Origin of the sequence: Sphingomonas hylomeconis (genome assembly GCF_025370105.1) — a bacterium.
Lineage (GTDB): Bacteria > Pseudomonadota > Alphaproteobacteria > Sphingomonadales > Sphingomonadaceae > Sphingomonas > Sphingomonas hylomeconis.
Genome location: NZ_JANQBK010000014.1, coordinates 159,279 through 178,195, shown reverse-complemented (window position 1 = coordinate 178,195; position 18,917 = coordinate 159,279). Strand labels below are relative to the sequence as shown.

The following is an 18,917-nucleotide window of genomic DNA, read 5'->3' as shown; positions in this document are numbered from 1 at the left end:
GTGCGATGATCACCTTCCATCAGGTCGGCAAGACCTTTCCCGGGGTTGTCGCGCTGGACGGCGTGAGCTTTACCGTCGCCGCGGGAGAAGTCCGCGCGCTGATCGGTGAGAATGGCGCGGGCAAATCGACCCTGCTCAAGATCATGGCCGGTCAATATGCGCCGGACAGCGGCGAGTTGCGGATCGACGGCGTAGCGCAGCGCTTCACGTCGCCGCGCGACAGCCAGAATGCCGGCATCGCGATCATCCACCAGGAACTGCAGCTGTTCCCGCAGCTCAGCGTGGCCGAAAACCTCATGCTCGGCATGCTGCCGGCACGGGCCGGCTTCGTCGATCGTGCTGCATTGCGCGCCCGGGCGATCGCCGTGATCGAACGGCTCGGCGAGGCGATCGACCCCGATATGCGGCTCGGCGCGCTGTCGATCGGGCGGCGGCAGATGGTCGAGATCGGGCGCGCGCTGCTGCGGCAGGCAAAGGTGATCGCCTTCGACGAACCGACCAGTTCGCTCAGCGTTCGCGAAACCGAGCGGCTGATGGCGATCATCGGCGATCTGAAGGCCAGCGGCTGCGCGATCATCTATGTCAGCCATCGCATGGACGAGGTCTATGCGCTGGCCGACAGCGCGACCGTGTTGCGTGACGGCAGGCATGTGCTCGATCTGGCGCCGGTCACGGCCGACGACGCGGATCGGCTCGTCGGCGCGATGGCGGGGCGTACGATCAGCGACGTTTATGGCTATCGTCCGCGGGCGGCGGGCCCGCCGATGGTCGAGGTGGCGGCGCTCGCCGGCCCGGGCGTTGCGGCGCCCGTCAGTCTCACCGTCGCGCGCGGCGAGATTCTCGGGCTGTTCGGCCTGGTCGGCGCGGGGCGGTCGGAACTGTTCCGCCTGATCTACGGCGCGACGATGCCCGATACCGGCGCGGTACGGATCGATGGTGAGGCTGTCCCGCCGGGCAGTCCGCGCGCCGCGATCGCCGCAGGCCTCGCTCTGTGTCCTGAAGACCGCAAGGAGGACGGCATCGTGCCGCTGGCACCGCTGCGGGAAAATCTGGCGCTGCCATGGCGCAATCTGACCGGCGCAACCGCGCTGTTGCGGCGGCACGAGGAGCAAACGGGCGCAAACGAACTGATCGGCCGGCTGCGCATCAAGACGGCAGGCGCGGAAACGGCGATAGGATCGCTGTCAGGCGGTAACCAGCAAAAGGCCGTCATCGCGCGCTGGCTGTGGGCCGGAGCGCGCGTGCTGCTGCTCGACGAGCCGACGCGCGGCATCGACGTCGGCGCGCGCAGCGAAATCTACGAGCTTATCTATCGCTTTGCCGAAGACGGCGGGACCGTGCTGTTCGCGTCGAGCGACATGGCAGAAGTGCTCGGGGTCGCGGACCGGATCGCGGTGATGCGCGAAGGCGTGTTGGCCGGCATCGTATCGCGCGACGAAGCGACCCCCGCCGGCCTGCTCCGGCTCGCGCTGCCGCAGGCCAATCAGGCTTCATCAAACCAGGATACGATCCCAGCATGACCTTGCGCACGATCCTCAAACGTCTCGTACCGCTGCTGACATTAGCGGTGCTGGTCGGCCTGTTGTCGCTGCTGGTGCCGGACTTCCTCGGCCTGCGCAATCTGCGCGGGCTGCTGCTGTCGGTCACCCTGGTCGGCACGATCGCGGCGACGATGATGCTGGTCCTGGCGATGCGTGAGGTCGATCTGTCGGTCGGCTCGATCGTCGCGCTGTCCGGCGTGCTCGCCGCGGTCGGCATGAGCGCGACGGGCAGTATCGCGCTCGGCGTGCTGGCAGGGCTGGCCGGCGGCGCGATGGTCGGCTTCGTCAACGGCGTGCTGGTGGCGGGGTTCAAGGTCAATTCGCTGATCGTGACGCTGGCGATGATGGAGGTCGTGCGCGGCCTCGCCTTCCTTGCCTCGGGCGGAGAAAGCGTCGCGATCCCGTTACAGGATTTCTACGCGCTCGGATCGGGCGGCGTGCTTGGGCTGAGCTGGCCGATCTGGTCGATGATCGGCAGTTTCGCGATCTTCGGGTTGATCCTCAAGGCCACCGTGTTCGGCCGCAACATCCTGGCGATCGGCGGCAATCCGGAAGCCGCGCGGCTGGCCGGCGTGCCGATTACCCGCGTGCGGATCATCGTGTTCACGCTGCAGGGGCTGGTCGCCGGGCTGGCCGGCATCATCCTGGCAGCGCGCATCACCAGTGGCCAGCCCAACACCAGTATCGGGCTCGAACTGGCGGTCATCTCCGCTTGCGTGCTCGGCGGCGTATCGCTGTCGGGCGGGCTGGCCACGATCGGCGGGGTGATCGTCGGCGTGTTCATCATGGGCGCGGCGCAAAACGCGCTCAACCTGCTCAATGTCCCGACCTTTTATCAATATGTCGTCCGTGGCGGCATCTTGCTGCTCGCGGTCGTGGCCGATCGGCTGCGACAGGACGGGCGACTGCCGCGGATCCCCATCCGCTTCTCAAAGACTGACCGGAGCGAAACCCAGAATGTCTAAAATTGTCGCGATCGAAACCTTCCTCGTCCCGCCACGCTGGCTGTTCGTTCGGATCGAGACCAGCGATGGCGCGGTCGGCTGGGGCGAAGCCAGTTTGGAAGGTCATGCCGAGGCGGTGGTGGGGGCGTTCGAAACGGTACGAGACCGGCTGATCGGCTGCGATCCCAACCGCATCGAGGACGCCTGGCAATTACTCTATCGGCTCGGCTTCTATCGCGGTGGCCCCGTCTTCATGTCGGCGATATCGGGAGTCGATCAGGCGCTATGGGATCTACGTGGCCAGACGCTCGGCGTGCCGGTCGCGGACCTGCTCGGCGGCCGGGTGCGCGACCGGATCCGCGTCTATGCCTGGATCGGCGGAGATCGTCCGAGCGACGTCGCTGCGGCGGCGCTCGTCCGGCGCGACCAGGGGTTCGATGCCGTCAAGATGAACGGTACGGAGGATATCGACTGGCTGTCGGGGCCGGCCGCGGTCGATGCGGCGGTGGAACGGCTGGGTCTGGTGCGTGATACCGGCATGGACGTCGGCGTCGATTTCCATGGCCGGGTGCACAAGCCAATGGCACGCCGCCTCGTTGCTGCGCTTGAACCGTTGTCGCCGCTGTTCATCGAGGAAGTATTGCTGAGCGAGCAGCCCGAAGCGATCGCTCAAGTCGCGGCGCAGACCAGTGTCCCGCTCGCGCTCGGCGAACGGTTGTTCTCGCGCTGGGATTTCAAGCCGTTCTTCGAGGCCGCATCGATCGATATCGCGCAGCCCGATCTCAGCCATGCCGGCGGCATTTCGGAAGGCCGGCGCATCGCCGCAATGGCGGAAGCCTATGACGTGGCGATCGCGCCGCATTGTCCGCTTGGCCCACTGGCGCTGGCCGCCTGCCTGCAACTCGCGGCGGCCACGCCCAATTTCGTGATCCAGGAAATGTCGCTCGGCATCCACTATAACCAGCCGGACGCCGACCTGCTCACCTATATCACCAATCCCGAGGTGCTGACGGTGACAGCCGGCAGCGTGGCGGTGCTCGACGGGCCGGGGCTTGGCGTGACGATCGACGAGGCTCACGTGCGCGATGCGGCGCGCGCGCCGCATCGCTGGCGCAATCCGGTGTGGCGCGGTCGGGACGGGTCTTTGCGGGAATGGTAGCCCCATTCTCGGGCAAGGTGGCGCTGATCACCGGCGCCGCCGGCGGCATCGGCCATGCCGTTGCGTGCTCCTTCGCCGAGGCTGGCGCCACGCTGGCGCTGGTCGACCGCTCGGCCGGAGCAATGTCTCTCGACGGTCTGGGTGACGCCTTGCCGATCGCGTGCGACCTCGCCGACGCTTCCGCGCTGGACGCCGCGGTCGAACAGACGCTCGCGCGCTTCGGGCGTTGGGACGTGCTGGTCAACGTTGCCGGCATCATGCTGTTTAAACCGATCGCCGCGCATGATGCGGCCGACTGGCAGCATTTGTTGGGGGTTAATCTGATCGCCCCGGCGCTGCTGACCGGCCACGCGCTGCAGCACATGCCCCGGGGCGGCGCAATCGTGAACATCGCCTCGATACATGCGCAGCGCACTTCGGCGATGGTCTCGTCCTACGCCGCGTCAAAGGCGGCGATGGTCAGCCTGACGCGCTCGACCGCGATTGAGGGGCAGGAGCGCGGTATTCGCTGCAACGCAATCCTACCCGGTGCGATCGACACGGCATTGTTGCGCGACAGCCCCAACATCCGATCCGGCGCGGAGGTCATCGATCCTGCCGATATCGGGCAGCCCGAAGATATCGCTGCGTTGGCGCGATTCCTCGCCTCCGACGATGCCCGGTTCATCACCGGCGCGGATATGATCGCCGATGGCGGCCGGATGGCAAGGCTTTAGTCGACGCCGAAGCGCAGTCGCGTTTCGCTGCGATAGGTCGCGCCGGGATCGAGCCGCGTGATCGGGAAATCCGGCCGGTTGGGGCTATCGGGCCAATGTTGTGCCTCTAGGCATATGCCAGACCGCGGCGCGAACCGGCCGCCGAGGAAATTGGCGCTGTAGAACTGCAGCCCCGGCTGGTCGGTCGAGATGGTCAGCGTCCGCCCGCTGGTCGGATCCTCAAGCCGCGCCACCGGGCGGACCCCGCCCATATCGAGCAGATAATTGTGATTATAGCCGCCGGCATGGCGCAGTTGATCGTCGTCGTCGTCGATCCGCGCCCCGATCGGTCGCGCGACGGTAAAGTCGAACGGAGAGCCGGCAATGGCCAGCCGCTCGCCGGTCGGCAGATTGGCCGCATCGATTGCCAAGATCTGGGTAGAGTCGATCCGCAACAGATGATCGAGAATCGACCTGTGCGGATCGCCCGAGAGGTTGAAATAGCCGTGCGATACCAGATTGACGTGCGTCGGTCGCGTCGTCTGGGCGGTGTAGACGATAGCGAGTTCGCCATTGTCGGCCAGGCTGAAGTCGGCACTTGCGTCGAGCGCGCCAGGATAGCCCTGATCGCCGTCCGGGCTGTGCAGTGTCATCTTGACGTGCCGGTCGTCCGCGGCGACGATCGTCCACAAGGCATGGTGAAAATTGCGCGCGCCGCCATGAAGATGGTTGGGCGACTCGTTGTCGCTGAGCGTATAGCGGACGCCATCCAGCACGAAGGCCGCGCCGGCAATGCGATTGGCGAACCGACCGCAGGTCGCACCGAGATAGGCGTCGGGATCCGGGCCGCCGGCCGCCGGATAATCGGACGGATCGTCATAGCCGAGCAGTATGTTGGCAAACCGGCCTGAGCGGTCGGACGTCTCGATCGCCATCAGCGTCGCGCCGAGATTGGTCAGGCGGACAGTGACACCGTTCGGGGCGCGCAGAGTGACGGCTGTTGCCGGAAGATGGGCATGGGACATGCGAGCGCCGTAGCCGGCCCGCATTCACGCGTCAGCGCAAATGCGGGCCGCTCAGAGATCAGAAGTTGAAGCGCACGCCGGCGGTGATGCGGCGGCCCTGATCCGAAACGGTGATCAGCCGCTCCTTGAAGCGCGAATAGCTGCGGAACTTCTCGTTCGTCACATTCAGTGCTTCGGCATAGAAGGACACGTTCGAGTTGAGCTTGATCGATCCGCTGAGATCGATCTGGCTGTAGCCAAAGATATTCTCCGGCTCGCTCTGCGGCCCGAACGTCTGCCGCAGGAACGGCGCACGCCAATTATACGCGCCGCGCAGCTGCAGCAGATTGTTTTCGAAGAACATGACGAAGTTTGCGGTGTCCGACAGTCCTTCGACGTTGAAGGTCTGGTTGCTGAGCGAAGGATCGAAACGGATCGAGCTTTTCACCAGCGTATAGTTCGCCGTCACGCCTAAGCCGTTAAAGGGCGCGGGCAGGAAATCGAACGTGCTCTGCGCCGAGGCCTCGAGCCCGTAGACCTCGCCCTTCTGCGAGTTGAAAGGCCGATTGGCCAGGAACGTCAGACCGAAATATTCTTCCGGCTGCTGCCCAGAGATGATGAAGTTCTCAAGCTTCTTATAGAAACCGGCCAAGCTGACATAGCTGGTGCGGCTCAAATAATAGTCGACTGATGCATCCGCGTTCCACGCCAGGAACGGCTTCAGATACGGGTTGCCGCCGCTGATCGTATTGGAATTGGGCGGACGGAAGGTGAAGTCCTGCGACAGGCCGAGCCGGCTGAGTGTCGGACGCGTCAAGGTCCGCGATCCCGCCAGGCGCAACGACAAGGCGTCGTTCACGTCGAGCCGGAAGTTCAGTGTCGGCAGCAGATAGGTGTAGGAATTCTCGGCGTCGACCGCGACGGTCGGGCTGTAGACCGGGACCGCAGACGTTGGATCCGCCGGATTCTGGATGATATTGGTCAGTGTTACGGAATATCCCGTGGCGTAAAGGTCGGTATGGATCAGCCGAGCGCCGGCCATTGCCGACCAGCGACCCGCGCCCATGTCGCCGCCGAATGACGCCTGCAAATAACCTGCATAGGTATTCTCGCGCACCGTGCCCGATCCACGGTCTCGATCGATCGGATCTAGGCTGTTATTGTTTCCGGCATAGACCGCCAAAAAGCGATTGCGCGCGTCGATCGCATCCTGCGATGTTCCGCCGACCTGGTTGACCGCCGCTGCGGACCCGTAATATTGCACCAGCGCGGCGGCATCGTAATCGAGCCATGTCAGCTTTTGGCCCTGCACGTTGGCGCTGAAATCGGTGAACAGGCTGGCCGGGGCCAGGGCCTGATACCCACAATAGAAGCAGCCGAGCGGTTCCGGCGACTCGCGCGAGACGGTGATCTTCTTGCGGTTGGTGAACAGCGCACCGCCCTGCAACTTATTGAGCAGGCCGCCGAAATCCCAGGTCGCATCGATTGTTCCCTGGTTGACCGTGTCGCCGTTGCGTCCGCCGCGTTCCGAGCAGCAGTGCAGCCGCGGCGCCGACTTGTCGTTTGTCGCCAGCGTGTTGGTGATCGACGGCAGCCCGCCCGGGCCATCGAGGGTGAAGGTCGGCGTCACGCCCACCTGGCGCGTGCCGACGACGTAGAAGAGTTGGTCGGCGGCATCGCGCGAGTTGGAATGTGCGGCGTCGAAAACCAAAGTCAGATCGTCGTTTGGTTTCCATTCGGCATTAAAGCCGATCTGGTAGGTCCGCGCGTCCTGCGGCGCGGTCGAGACGATATTGTCCGAGGCGAGGCCGGCCGTGGCAGTGGCTGGCAGCACGGTAAACTGGGTCGCAGTACCATTCTCGTTCACCGTCGCAGTGGTGATGCGATCAGGGTCGGTATAATAGCCTAGCTGATTGGTGCGGCTCTGCACTTTCTGCTGCGTGTAGAGCGCGTCCAGCTTCAACTTCAGCGTGTCTGACACGTTCCAGTCGACGGCGAAGGTGCCGCCGATCCGCTCGCGCTCGCTTTCGGTCGCGGTGAAGTTGGTCGTACGCGGCAGCGCGACGCCGGTGCGGTCCTTGATCCCGTCACCGTTGGTATCGATCGTCTGATTGGTGATCCAACCGTCGGTGCTGATGTTGGTAAGGTTGAACTTGCGCTTGTCATACACGAAACTGACCAAGGCGCCGAACGTGCGGTCTTCGTTCGATCCGCTCAGCACGCCCGACGCAAACGGCGTGATCTTATCCGACGTATTGTCGTGACGGCCGGCGACATTGCCGGCGAGATGCAGGCCGGCGCGGTCGGTCGGGCGGGCGGTGCGCAGGATCACGGTCGATCCGATGCCGCCTTCCTGCAGCCGCGCCTCCGACGATTTGTAGACTTCGGCGCCGGTGATCAGCTCCGACGACAGGATGTCGAACGAGAAGGAACGCCCGCCCGCCTCGGTCGACAACAGCCGATTGTTGAGCAGAACGGTGTTGAACTCCGGCCCCAGGCCGCGGACCGTTATGCCGCGGCCCTCGCCGTTGACACGATCGATCGAGACACCGCTGATGCGCTGCAGCGATTCGGCGATGTTGGCATCCGGAAAGTCGCCGATGTCCTTCGCCGAAATGGCATCGACCACCCCGATCGTGCTGCGCTTGATTTCGAGCGCGCTGGCCAGACTGGCGCGGATACCGGTAACGACGATGTCGCCGCTCTCCTCCGTCGTTGCCGCGTTCGGATCGATCTGCGCGCCGGCGGGCTGTGCCCCGGCGTTTGGATCTGTTGCCTGTCCCCCAGAGCTCGGCGCAGCATCGCCGGACTGGGCAAAGGCTGGCAAGGCCGGGATGGTAAGACATGCCCCCGACAACAAAATAACGATCCGACGATGCAGCCTCTTCACAGCGATTCTCCCCATCCAGATTTTCTAGCTGAGGATGGAATAAATATGACATTAAATCCTGTCTAGCGAAAAGCGGTGCTAAGATGAATTCTTTTGCCGATACGGCTGTGCGACCTAGCGCAGTCGTGTCAGGATGAATCCGACGCCCTGGAAATCGCCCTGCAGCGTCACATCGACGCCGTGGTTCATCCAATAGGCGCCGCTGGCGACCGCCGGCATCGTCACGGGCGGCGCGGCGCCGTCCATCGTCTCGATCTGGTATTTCGCTTCGGGATCGAGACCGCGGAGCGCGATTGTCGGCATCACGTCCAGTTTCTGGGTCGACCCGATCAACGTGAACAGCGCCGCCTGGCTGCGGTCGGCCGCCACATACAGGTTTGTCCAGCGCCGATCGGCCTCATTGGCGCGGTTCAGCCGGTAAAGCTGGCCGCGCTGAACGGTTTGGCGGATCCTTTTGTACGATTGGATGTACCGTCGTGCGACGAGAAAGTCCCAATCCTGCCATTTGTTGAGATTGGTGCCGATGCCAAGACCGCCTTGCATCGCCGAGAGGAAACGAAAGGACAGCGGCGTCTGGCGCTTGTTCACCCAGTTCGGACTGTCGGTGACCCACGCCATCATCGCGCCCGGTGCGTAGGCCTGGGTATAGCCGTCCTGGATCGACAGGCGATCGAGCGGATCGGTATTGTCCGACGGCCAGACCTGATCGGTGCGGGCCATGATGCCGAGATCGACGCGCCCGCCGCCGCCCGAACAGCTCTCGATCTCGACCCCCGGATGCCGCTTCCTCAGTTCGTCGATAATCCAATAGAGATTGCGGACATAGGCGACATAGATGGTCTGCTGGTCGTTCACGTCGGCATCGGGCCAACCGGGCTCGGACCAATTGCGATTATAATCCCATTTGAGGAACGCGATGTCGTTCTTCGACAGCAGATTGTCGAGCTGTTCGAGAACATGATCGCGGACATCCGTGCGCGCGAGATTGAGCACCAATTGATTGCGCCCCTGCGTTCTCGGCCGCCCCTTAAACTGCATCGCCCAATCGGGGTGCGCGCGAAACAGATCGCTGTCTTCGTTGATCATTTCCGGCTCGACCCACAGACCAAAATCCATTCCCAAGGTCTTGACGCGGGTGATCAGCGGGGTGAGCCCATTGGGGAATTTAGTCGGGTTGACCGTCCAGTCGCCCAATCCGGCCTTGTCGTTGTTGCGCGCGCCAAACCAGCCGTCGTCCATCACGAAGCGCTCGACCCCCAAGGTAGCCGCACGTTCGGCCAGTGCGATCTGGCCCGCTTCGTTAACGTCAAATTCGGTCGCTTCCCAACTGTTGTACAATACCTTGCGCAGCGGCACGTGGCCATCGTGCTGCGGAAGGATGCGATCTCGCTGGAAGGCGTGGAACACGCGCGAGGCGCCACCGCGCCCATGATCGGAGAAGCCGATATAGAAAGTCGGGGTGGCCAGCGTGGCGCCGGACTTCAGGCGATACGCGAAGTCGAACGGATTGTAGCCGCCGACGATACGGATCCGGCCGGTAACGTCCTGATCGAAGCTCAGGCGCCAAGAACCGCTCCATGCCAGCGCGCCGATCCATGCCGGGCCATCCTCCTCGGTGGTGGTGGCGCGCGTGATCTGGAACCATGGATTATTCTGGCTGCCGGTCGAGCCGCGGCGGCTTTCGAGCACGGTTGAGCCGGCCGTGAGCGGGCGATCCTGCAACGTCCATTCCGCCGCCCAGCGCCCGGTCGAATAATGCAGGCGATAATCGTACGCGACTGGCAGCGTCAGCCCCGCCGCGGCGACCTGGTCGACGCGGACATCGCCGGCGCCACGATTCTCGATTACCGCCGATCTGGCCACCACCCCGGTGGCACGGTCGATCGTGTAGCTTAGCGTGACGAACAACGGCCGGTCGAGATCGCTCATCGTCACCCGGATCGTATCGCCCGACACGACGTGGCTTCGATAATAGAGGACTAGGTCTCGATTACCGTCCGGATAGCTGACCTTCAGCGCCGGTTCGGCGTAGAGTCCGCCACCTTGGCCGGCATATTCCTGCGGCACCACGTTTGTAGTAACGTCAAATCCGCTCAGCCCGGACAATTCCGGCGCGGCGAGCGGCGCGCGATCCGGCAGGCGCTTGCCCCAATAGACCGACTGCAGAATGCCCGCCACGTTGACCTTGAATGCGTAGGTGACGTCACCACCATCCAACCGGAAGATCTTGTTCTCCTTGTCGTAGCGCGCTTGGGCGAAGGCGGTCGCCGGCGTGCCCATCGCGCCGAGGGCACACAGCGCTCGCATCCAAACATCGAATCGCTGCCGGTTATCCATCTTGCTTCCTCTGTACACGATTAATGAGCCCACCCTATAAAGTCATATTTAATTCCGCAAGGTTCTGCCGACCTCTGCTACTAAGCAGGATGGCCTGGCTAAGCGGCCCATCGTCTCGTGCAAGGCTACAAATTGCCCCAGACGCCTGGCTTGTAGCTGTCGGCGCGAAATCCTTCGCAGGGCGGCTCCTTCCCCGGAGCAGCGAGAGCACATGCTTGCGCAGAATAGCCCCCAGTCGGCCAAGCAGAGATATTGCGGGGAGCGAGAACGCCCAACGCTGCCGAACTTATCAAGGCAACTTCGGTAGCCTGCTGCGCTTCCGTAACGCAAAGTATGGCCGAGACGTATTGGACCGCCGATCAGAGCAATCGAGAATCGGGGTCTGTTGGGTAGCTCTTTGCCCCCTCATAGAACTCTTGCCGAGGTCGCCGCGGCCGCCAGCGGTACCTCGATGGCGTCCGCTTCTGCCGGAAACTGACTTCCTCACGGGGTTGTGAAGGGCGGTTGATTCCAATGGACGCCATCTCCGACATCGATGTCGCGTATAAAGGTACGGCAGCTTTCAGTATGCATCTGGGCAGCCACGAACGACGGTATTTCAGGCGCACTGCCGACCGGCAGCTCCCGGTGGCAAGGACCCAATACCGGTCGTTCACAGCGGCTTGACGGCTTCCCGAAACCCGCCCTTTGTTGATCTACGCGGCGGCGGCCAATTTGAGGCTGGGCGCCAAGTTATTCGGACCGCCCGACGCAGTGGCCATTGGTCGCAGCCTTCAACAGGTCTACGCATCTCTATGCGGCTGGAGCTAGCCGCCCCCGCGCGCAGCCATGCCCAGATGGGCATAGTTAGGAAGTCGGGAAGCTCACTGCACAGTCATCAGAACAAGTCCGCCGAGAACGGCGGCGCATCCAGCCGGCATTACGCCGGACGTTAAGACCCCGGTTCGCCCGTTCACATCGGCAATTGCGGGAAGTATCAACATCGGCAAATGGCTGCGCGTCGGGCGCCGGATCTTATGCGGCCAAGCGCAACGTATTACGCCCTTCCGCTTTCGCCACGTACAAAGCTTGGTCAGCACGGCGCAACAACGCATCGCCCGCTTCGCCGTTCGTGAGTTCTGCCACCCCGATGCTGATCGTCACGCAAGGATTGCTTCCCCCGGCTTCGATCGCGATACGAACGCGCTCAGCCACCAGCAGCGCAACTTGAGCGGTCGCGTCCGGCAGCACGATCACGAACTCCTCACCACCGAAGCGTCCCACCATATCGCCGTTGCGCAATTCTCCCTCGGCATCGGTCGCGATACGCTTTAACACTTCGTCGCCCGCCTGATGCCCCCATGTGTCGTTGACGCGCTTGAAGTGATCGACGTCGAAAATGGCGACGGACAACGGCCCACCCAACCGCCGCGACAGCGAAATCGCCTGTTCGAGCACAAGATGTGTGCGGCGTCGATTTGCGATACCCGTTAATTGATCGGTTTCTGCCATTACCGTCGCCGCTCTCGCAGCCTCCTCCGCACGGATACGGGCATGCTCGATCGCTGCTTCATGGGCGACCTGCACGGTGATATCCTGGATAATGCCGAACAGACCGAACGAACTGTCATCGGCGTTGTGATCGATTTCTCCCCGGGAATAGACGTGACATATCTCGCCTCCCGGTTGAACAAGGCGCGCGTTGAATTGAAAAGCTGCACGGTGCTCGATCGATCGTTCGATGATCGCGGTGACGGCCGCCCGATCCTCGGCATGGAAACCTCGAATGACACCATCCAACGACGGCATGATATCCGGATCGACGCCGTAAATGCGAAACACCTCCGGTGACCAACTTACGGTCTGTGTTGCAATATCGAACCGCCAATGACCGAAATGCGCGGCGCTTTCCGCAAGTTGGAGAAGGCGCATCTTATCGGAAAGCCGACGTGCGATCCGTGCGCGCGTCGCCAGCAGCGCCGCGATCGGTAGTGCGGCGCCCAACAGCGTCAGCAAATAGAATTGCAGGAACAGGCTCTGCTTCAGCGCGTCCGCATGAATAAGGCTGAGCGGACTTATTCCGAGGCTGACTGCGGCAGAGCCTATCACGGCGACGATCAGCACGCCTCCCGCGGCGCCGAGCGACCCCAAGCTGAACGCCGCGATGATGACCGCAAGCATCGGCAGAAAAAGAAGGGGATAGTTCGACTGTCCGAAGCTGAGCGCGCTGACCAACGCGACAAGACCCAGCACCGTCACGATCCTCGGCGCGGCCTTTCGCCATGGGACCAGGCGATTCTTGAACGCATCATATCCGATCAGGATAAGAGGTGTCACGACGAGCGCACCAACCAGGTCGGGCGAAAACCAGGAAACCCAGAAGTTGGCCGAGGTAGCTGGTGATACGACCACCGCAATCGTCGCGCTCACCATCGTTCCCATCAGGGCGGCCATGCAAAAGCGGATCATTCCGGTAAGCTCGGTGAACGATACACCGCTTCTGCCGTGCGCTCGCACCAACCAGGCGGCCAAGGCCGATCCGGTGATGTTCGCGACGGTAAACCCGATCGACACGAACAGCGCGGTGCCTGACCCGAGATTGGCACCGAGGCTGGCGAGAGCCACAGCAGCAATGTGCCATCCGGCCCGGCGTCGGGGTACGATCAGCAGGACGGCGAACAGGATGCCGCTTGGCGGCCAGATCGTCGCGATACCAAGGCCGCCGCGGGTCAGCAGAAGCGACGCAAGACCGACGACATAATAGCCGATCCCGGTCGCGATTGGCGGTGCGACCAAACCTAACGCATGTACAAGGCCATTCCGAACATCTGGCATCAGACAGGCGTAAAGCCAGAGGGTTAAGATTATTTCCTGCCGTTACTGTCGAGTGTCATCTGACCAGCGCGCGATCCACTCCATGAAGGCGCGTGCAGAATGGAGGCGGGCCTGCTCGAGTCGATCTATCGGCGCGTGGCCGGCGTTTCAGGCAGCACGTCGGTATTGATGTCCAGCTCATGCCTCGGGCGCGTCGATCTTGACACCAAACGCGTCCTTGAAGGGGAGCGAATGGACTTCGCGATCGTCTGCATCCCGGACATTGATCCGAAGGGTTAGATCGATCTTCCCGTGCGCGGCATCGGCAGAGACGATGTCTCTCGCCGCTGAAAGCGCGATTTCTTTAGCGCCCGCGAGATCGATACACTCGACGCCTTCCGGGTCGGTCAGTCGGTGGGCACCGCTCACGAGATCAAAATATAATATCGGCATGACGGTCATAGCATGCTGCCGATTGGCGAGTGCGGTAAGTCCGGTTTTGTACGTTAGCTGTGCAAGGAGCGTCGGAAGGTTTGCGGCATTTCGCCGCGCAATTTTCTTGGTCAGGTCACCGCGCAGACATGCGTCGTGTGCCATCACACCTTGAATCCTTCCGTTGGTCCTAGGTGATCGGGCCCGAGGCGCCTAGCCTGTGCGCAACCAGCGACCGGATGCCGCTGCCAAGTGGAGCGCGGCCATGCGGATCACCATCTTTTCCCCAAGCAATGTCCATCTCCTCGAAATCGCCGGCGTGCGCGACGCGCTCTTCGAGGCAAATTGCAAGGTGGCATCAGGCGACCGCTATCGCGTTCGGCTGGTAACCGAACATGGTATTCCCGAAGAGAGCGCGTCGGGCACGATTTATGTGCCCGACGCAGGGATCGACGCTGCCGTCGAGCCTTGCGACACCCTGATCGTCGCGGGGCCTTACGGGCTTCCCATGCGGCCCAGCGACGCCGTGCAGCACTGGTTGCGCGAGCAGGCACGACAGTCACGGCGCTACGGCTCGACGTGCACCGGCGCCTTTCTGTTGGCGCATGCGGGGCTATTGTCGGGCTACCGCGCGACGACCCATTGGCAATATGCCGAACGCCTGGCCGCGGACTTTCCCGACATCTCGGTCGAAGCTGACGATATCTTCGTGCGAGACGGGCCGGTGTTCAGCTCGGCCGGCGTCAGTGCGGCAATCGACCTCGCTTTTTCGTTGATCGAAGAAGATCATGGGCGGGCTCTGGCACTCTGGGTGGCGCGCCGCCTAGTGGTCTTTCTCAAGCGCCCGGGCGGTCAATCGCAGTTCAGTGCCGCGTTGACCGCCCAAACCGCCACCACCGGCCCGATCGATCGAATAAGGCTATACATCCTCGAAAACCCACGCGCTAAGCTGAGCCTCAAGACGCTTGCCGACGTGGCGAGCGTCAGCCCCCGTCATCTCTCGCGGTTGTTCCGCGCCGAACTGGGCATGAACCCGCTCGCTTATGTCGAACTTACGCGACTCGATATCGCCCGGCGTTTGCTCGAAGACAGTGCTGCGCCCATCAAAATGGTCGCCTTTGCCGCTGGTTTCGGATCAACGACCACGCTCAGGCGTGCTTTTCTGCGGCGGATGGACGTCACGCCGCAGCAATATCGGGTCCGCTTTCAGTCGAGCGGTTAAAGAAGACTTACGAAGAAGAAAACGCCGCCAGTTTGTCCTGAAGAGCCGCTTCGCCGGTGTTGAGACATCGGCACGATGACCTCATTATCCTGGTCGGAGGTCACGACACATGCGCGTTTTACCCGACGAGTTCCCGCCAATGGCTTGGCCGAGCGTCATGCCCCGCGGTCCGGCATCATCAAATACCGCCTCGCGCACCACAAAGATTGCACCGATATGCGACCGGCACACGAAACCCGTGCTTACTGCGGAGCAATGCCGCTCCGCCCTGGATAGACTTACGCCGCGCCAACGCGATGTCCTTGCCGCGATGGTTGCCGGTAACAGCAACAAGCAGATCGCCCATCTGCTCAGCCTCAGTCCGCGGACCGTTGAAGTGTATCGCGCGAGTATGATGAGTCGGCTCCACGTCCGAACGCTGGCGCAGACGCTATACATCGCTTTCATGGCTGGGCTGACGCCCTGCGATCCCATGTCGCTTGGCTAAGGCGCGGCCTGCCCGTCACACGGTGTCGCGACGCCATACTGATGGTCGTGGCGCATCGCCACAAGATGATTAGTGAGAAGGCCGCACGCCCAATCGACGGTAGCGGTTGTGCGACGAAGTGGAATTACGCCATTGCAAAAGGTGGCGCGTAGAGCCAGTGCGTCGCCTTCCGTAACTCTCAACTTCCACATGCGGAGCGCGCCAGGTCTGGCACTTCCGGCGAACGCGATCCAAAAAGGCGATTTGCCGAGCGCGGTCCTGTCGATCATGTGGCCTCGCGTTGGCGTACCGAACACGAAGGCGAGCCGTGGCTACAGCCCTTCTGTCGGAAGACGCTACGTTAAGCTCGTAGGCGGAGTAACCACATCACGTTTTGAGCCCAAGGAGCCGAGAGACGTCGCGCGGAGCGTGGATCATCACTTCCGCCGCCCCTGCCCGCGACGATGCTCGGTCGGTGGGCCGGCTAAGTGGCAATTCCGCCACTGCCACGGGGCTGGCGGCGAGGGCTGTGCACCAAAGCGGGCGATCATGGCGGGCACGCTTTGCGCCGGCTCCGCCGCGCTGAACAGGAAGCCCTGACCGACGCTGCAGCCATGCGACAACAGGAAATCGGCCTGCGCCTGGGTCTCGATACCCTCCGCGACGGTTGCGACGCCCAAGCTGCTGCCCAGGCCGATCACCGCGCGCACGATTGCCGTATCGTCGGGATTGCCGCCGATCCCGCCGACGAAGGATCGGTCGATCTTCAGCACATCGACCGGAAACTGCTTGAGGTGGGTGAGCGAGGCATAGCCGGTGCCGAAATCGTCGAGCGCGACGCGCAAGCCGTTTTCACTCAACAACGCCAGCGCACGCGCGACATGGTGCGCACCGCGGCCGAGAAAGACCCCTTCGGTGACCTCAAGCTCGATCATCGCCGGGGTCAGCCCATGTGCCGCGATCCCTTCCAGGAGCCGCTCGGCAAAGTCGTCGGCCTGGAAATCCGCCGCGCTGGCGTTGATCGCGACATGGCCGAACGCCAGGTCCTGCTCCATCCAACCGCGCATATCGGCGAGGACCCGCGCGATCATCTGCCGGCTGATCGCCACTGACAGTTCGCGGTCGGCAAAGGCCAGTGCGAACATTTCAGGCAGGATGAGAGGGTTGCCACTCCGGTCGCACCGCACGAGCGCTTCGAACCCTACCAGGGTGCCAGATTGCAGATCGATCTTCGGCTGATAATGCGGGACGATGCACTGTTCTTGAATGGCCGCCCGCGCGACCGACAGCATCTGCGTATCGCGCTCGAACTCCTCGGCCATTGCCGGCCGGAAAATCTCCGTGCAGCCGCGCGTCCGTTTCGCTTCGGCCAATGCCAAATCGCTGCATTTCGACAGCCTCGCCGGTGTGGCGCCATGATCGGGGTAGATTGCCACGCCGACACTGGCGCGGCAGTCGATCGATCGACCTTTGTGTTCAATCGGCTCCTGCAGCCGCTCGTTCAGCGAGCGGGCGATCGCGGTGATCTGACCGGTGCGGCGGATGCCGGGCAGAATGATACCGAATTCGTCGCCGCCGAGGCGCGCCACCGTATCGGTCTTGCGCACGACCGTGTGCAGTCGCTGCGCGAAATTGCACAGCATGGCATCGCCGACGTCGTGCCCGAGTGAATCATTGATCTGCTTGAAGTGATCGACGTCGATCAGCATCAGCGCGACGCGGGTATCGTGCTTTTCAGCGTCGCGCATGGCGGCGGCCAAGCGCCGGTTAAACACGCCGCGATGGGGCAGGCCGGTCAGCACGTCATGGTCGGCGGCGTGTCGCAATTCCTTCGACAGCGCCGACTTTGCCGCAGCTTGGGCCTGGCGTTCGATGTTCGACCGGCGCAATTCGAGCAACGACTGGGCCTGCAATGCCAGCACGCGCAGCGTTACGGCTTGTATCTCCGTCAATCCGTAGGGACGTGGCACCGGATCGAAAACGCATAGCGAGGCGATCGGCGTGCCATCGGCGGCGAGGATCGGCATGCCCGCGTAGAAACGGATAAAAGGGGCGCCGACGACAAGCGCGTTGTTCACAAAAAGGGAATCGGTCGATGCGTCCCGGACCTCGAAGATGTCGGGCCAGCGAATGGCATGGGCACAGAACGAAACGGCGATCGGTGTCTCGGACTGGTCGATCCCGCACCGCGCTTTGAACCATTGCCGCTCGCCGTCGATGAAGCTGATCGCCGCGGATTGCGTGCCGCAGATGCGCCCGGCAAGCATCGCCAAATTGTCGAAATCGGCCTCCGAGGCGCTATCCAATATCTTATACCGCGCGATCGCCGTCTGCCGCCGCGACCGCGCGCGCTGCGGTGACCGCGGAATGGTTGACGCGGGGGGTTTAGCGGCTGGTGTACGGGATACCATTGTTACTTGGCCTGACTGATTATTCGCACGGCGCTGCGAGGCCGTGGATAGGGGTGCGCGTGGGGCAGCGGGCGACAGGGATCGAGATTGTCGTGTTTCGATGATACTGGTCGTGGCTGGCAGCGCCGCCGCCGATGCTGGTGTTTGCCGCAATCCTGCCCGACAGTTGCATGCCGCGCATCGACGGATTGCGGGCAGGCGCGGATCGGACGGGGGTTCACGGCGCGGCCTGCTGCCGGGCAAGTATCGTCTCCGACAGCGTCTGCTGTGTCTTGAGGCCGATCCGTCCGGCGTCGCTCCACTGTACCCTGCCATAGAGGGTCGGAGCGTCGTCCACCTGAACGACGAGGTGCTGCCCGGGGCTGATGCCAGGGCTCGTATTGAGCAATATGCCGGAGGCGGATATGTTGCGGATAATGGCCGGTTGAGGCGGTCGACCGCCGACGAGACGCGCCGCAATGTCGACCTTGATTCTGGGCGATCGCGGACGATGCCCTTCGACGCTGCCGTGATCCATATCGGCCGGCAGGATGCCGAAAATGGCGGCGGCGTGCGGCACCGCAAAGCCGAAATTCCGGTTCCGCGTCCATTTCACCTGGCCGGTGTGGTAGGATCTTTCGTCGAGCGTCAGGTGCAGCGTCTGGCCGATCGCCAGTTCGACATCGGCCCGCCCCCGCGCGCCGGTCGCTGACAAATCCTGAATGCGGGCATCGGCGAAAACGTCGATCGGGTAGATCGTGGCGCGCAAGTAAACCGCCTTGCGCGGCATTCGCCGACGATCGGCCCGCGGTGCTGTCTCTGGCGCGAAATAGCAGCGAATTCTGTCCAGCAACATGGTGCGCCCCCCCGGCATACTGCCTGCACACCGTGCGCTAGCGCCGGGTCGCTGCGAAGATCGTAGAAGTACGACGATGCGCCCAGTCGTGCGATTGAGCAGAGACTAATCCATACTAATCGGCAAACCGATTGTTCAGGAACTCAACCATGTGGCGGGAGGGTCGGGTGGTGAGGAAGAGTGACTTG

13 protein-coding genes are annotated in these 18,917 nt (G+C 63.0%); 6 read left to right on the top strand and 7 right to left on the bottom strand.

Going from position 1 to position 18,917, the window contains the following annotated elements; all coding sequences use genetic code 11:
* Positions 1-5: 5 nt before the first annotated feature.
* Genes araG through NV401_RS15045 form a run of 4 tightly spaced genes read left to right on the top strand, consistent with a single transcriptional unit; the run spans position 6 to position 4,360 of the window.
* Entirely contained in the window at positions 6-1,520 is a 1,515-nt protein-coding gene (gene araG / locus NV401_RS15060) for an L-arabinose ABC transporter ATP-binding protein AraG (protein ID WP_261295279.1), read from the top strand.
* Complete coding sequence (gene araH / locus NV401_RS15055; protein ID WP_261295259.1) at positions 1,517-2,506, top strand: L-arabinose ABC transporter permease AraH; 990 nt, start codon at positions 1,517-1,519, stop codon at positions 2,504-2,506. Before araG ends, araH begins: the two co-directional genes overlap by 4 nt.
* Complete coding sequence (dgoD, locus tag NV401_RS15050) at positions 2,499-3,644, top strand: galactonate dehydratase (RefSeq protein WP_261295258.1); 1,146 nt, start codon at positions 2,499-2,501, stop codon at positions 3,642-3,644. Before araH ends, dgoD begins: the two co-directional genes overlap by 8 nt.
* Positions 3,638-4,360, top strand: coding sequence for an SDR family NAD(P)-dependent oxidoreductase (locus NV401_RS15045; protein ID WP_261295257.1), 723 nt, complete (start codon positions 3,638-3,640; stop codon positions 4,358-4,360). Before dgoD ends, NV401_RS15045 begins: the two co-directional genes overlap by 7 nt.
* On the opposite strand, the gene NV401_RS15040 is transcribed toward NV401_RS15045, so the two are convergent.
* From NV401_RS15040 to NV401_RS15020, 5 genes are all read right to left on the bottom strand, one after another.
* Positions 4,357-5,364 (bottom strand): aldose epimerase family protein, encoded by a 1,008-nt coding sequence (locus tag NV401_RS15040; RefSeq protein ID WP_261295256.1) that lies wholly within the window; start codon positions 5,362-5,364, stop codon positions 4,357-4,359. The two genes, NV401_RS15045 and NV401_RS15040, sit on opposite strands and share 4 nt — an antisense overlap.
* 58 nt (positions 5,365-5,422) lie before the next feature.
* Complete coding sequence (locus NV401_RS15035) at positions 5,423-8,170, bottom strand: TonB-dependent receptor (RefSeq protein WP_261295255.1); 2,748 nt, start codon at positions 8,168-8,170, stop codon at positions 5,423-5,425.
* A 177-nt stretch (positions 8,171-8,347) separates the two neighbouring features.
* A complete protein-coding gene (locus tag NV401_RS15030; RefSeq protein ID WP_261295254.1) occupies positions 8,348-10,540 on the bottom strand; it encodes an alpha-galactosidase in 2,193 nt (730 codons plus the stop codon).
* A 1,044-nt stretch (positions 10,541-11,584) separates the two neighbouring features.
* Positions 11,585-13,384: a sensor domain-containing diguanylate cyclase gene (locus tag NV401_RS15025; protein WP_261295253.1), complete on the bottom strand. Its 1,800-nt coding sequence runs from the start codon at positions 13,382-13,384 to the stop codon at positions 11,585-11,587.
* 177 nt (positions 13,385-13,561) lie between these two features.
* Positions 13,562-13,960 (bottom strand): DUF6894 family protein, encoded by a 399-nt coding sequence (locus NV401_RS15020; protein ID WP_261295252.1) that lies wholly within the window; start codon positions 13,958-13,960, stop codon positions 13,562-13,564.
* 100 nt (positions 13,961-14,060) lie between these two features.
* Here NV401_RS15020 and NV401_RS15015 point away from each other — a divergent pair, with 100 nt between their 5' ends.
* Positions 14,061-15,017: a GlxA family transcriptional regulator gene (locus NV401_RS15015; RefSeq protein ID WP_261295251.1), complete on the top strand. Its 957-nt coding sequence runs from the start codon at positions 14,061-14,063 to the stop codon at positions 15,015-15,017.
* 109 nt (positions 15,018-15,126) lie between these two features.
* Positions 15,127-15,504, top strand: coding sequence for a response regulator transcription factor (locus NV401_RS18805; RefSeq protein WP_380815923.1), 378 nt, complete (start codon positions 15,127-15,129; stop codon positions 15,502-15,504).
* A gap of 416 nt (positions 15,505-15,920) precedes the next feature.
* Here the strand turns inward: NV401_RS18805 and NV401_RS15010 are convergent, their stop codons facing one another.
* Both NV401_RS15010 and NV401_RS15005 read right to left on the bottom strand, forming a co-directional pair.
* Positions 15,921-18,047: a putative bifunctional diguanylate cyclase/phosphodiesterase gene (locus tag NV401_RS15010; protein WP_261295250.1), complete on the bottom strand. Its 2,127-nt coding sequence runs from the start codon at positions 18,045-18,047 to the stop codon at positions 15,921-15,923.
* A gap of 64 nt (positions 18,048-18,111) precedes the next feature.
* The gene (locus tag NV401_RS15005; RefSeq protein ID WP_261295249.1) at positions 18,112-18,663 is read right to left on the bottom strand and encodes a PilZ domain-containing protein; all 552 of its coding nucleotides are present in this window, start codon (positions 18,661-18,663) and stop codon (positions 18,112-18,114) included.
* Positions 18,664-18,917 lie beyond the last annotated feature (254 nt).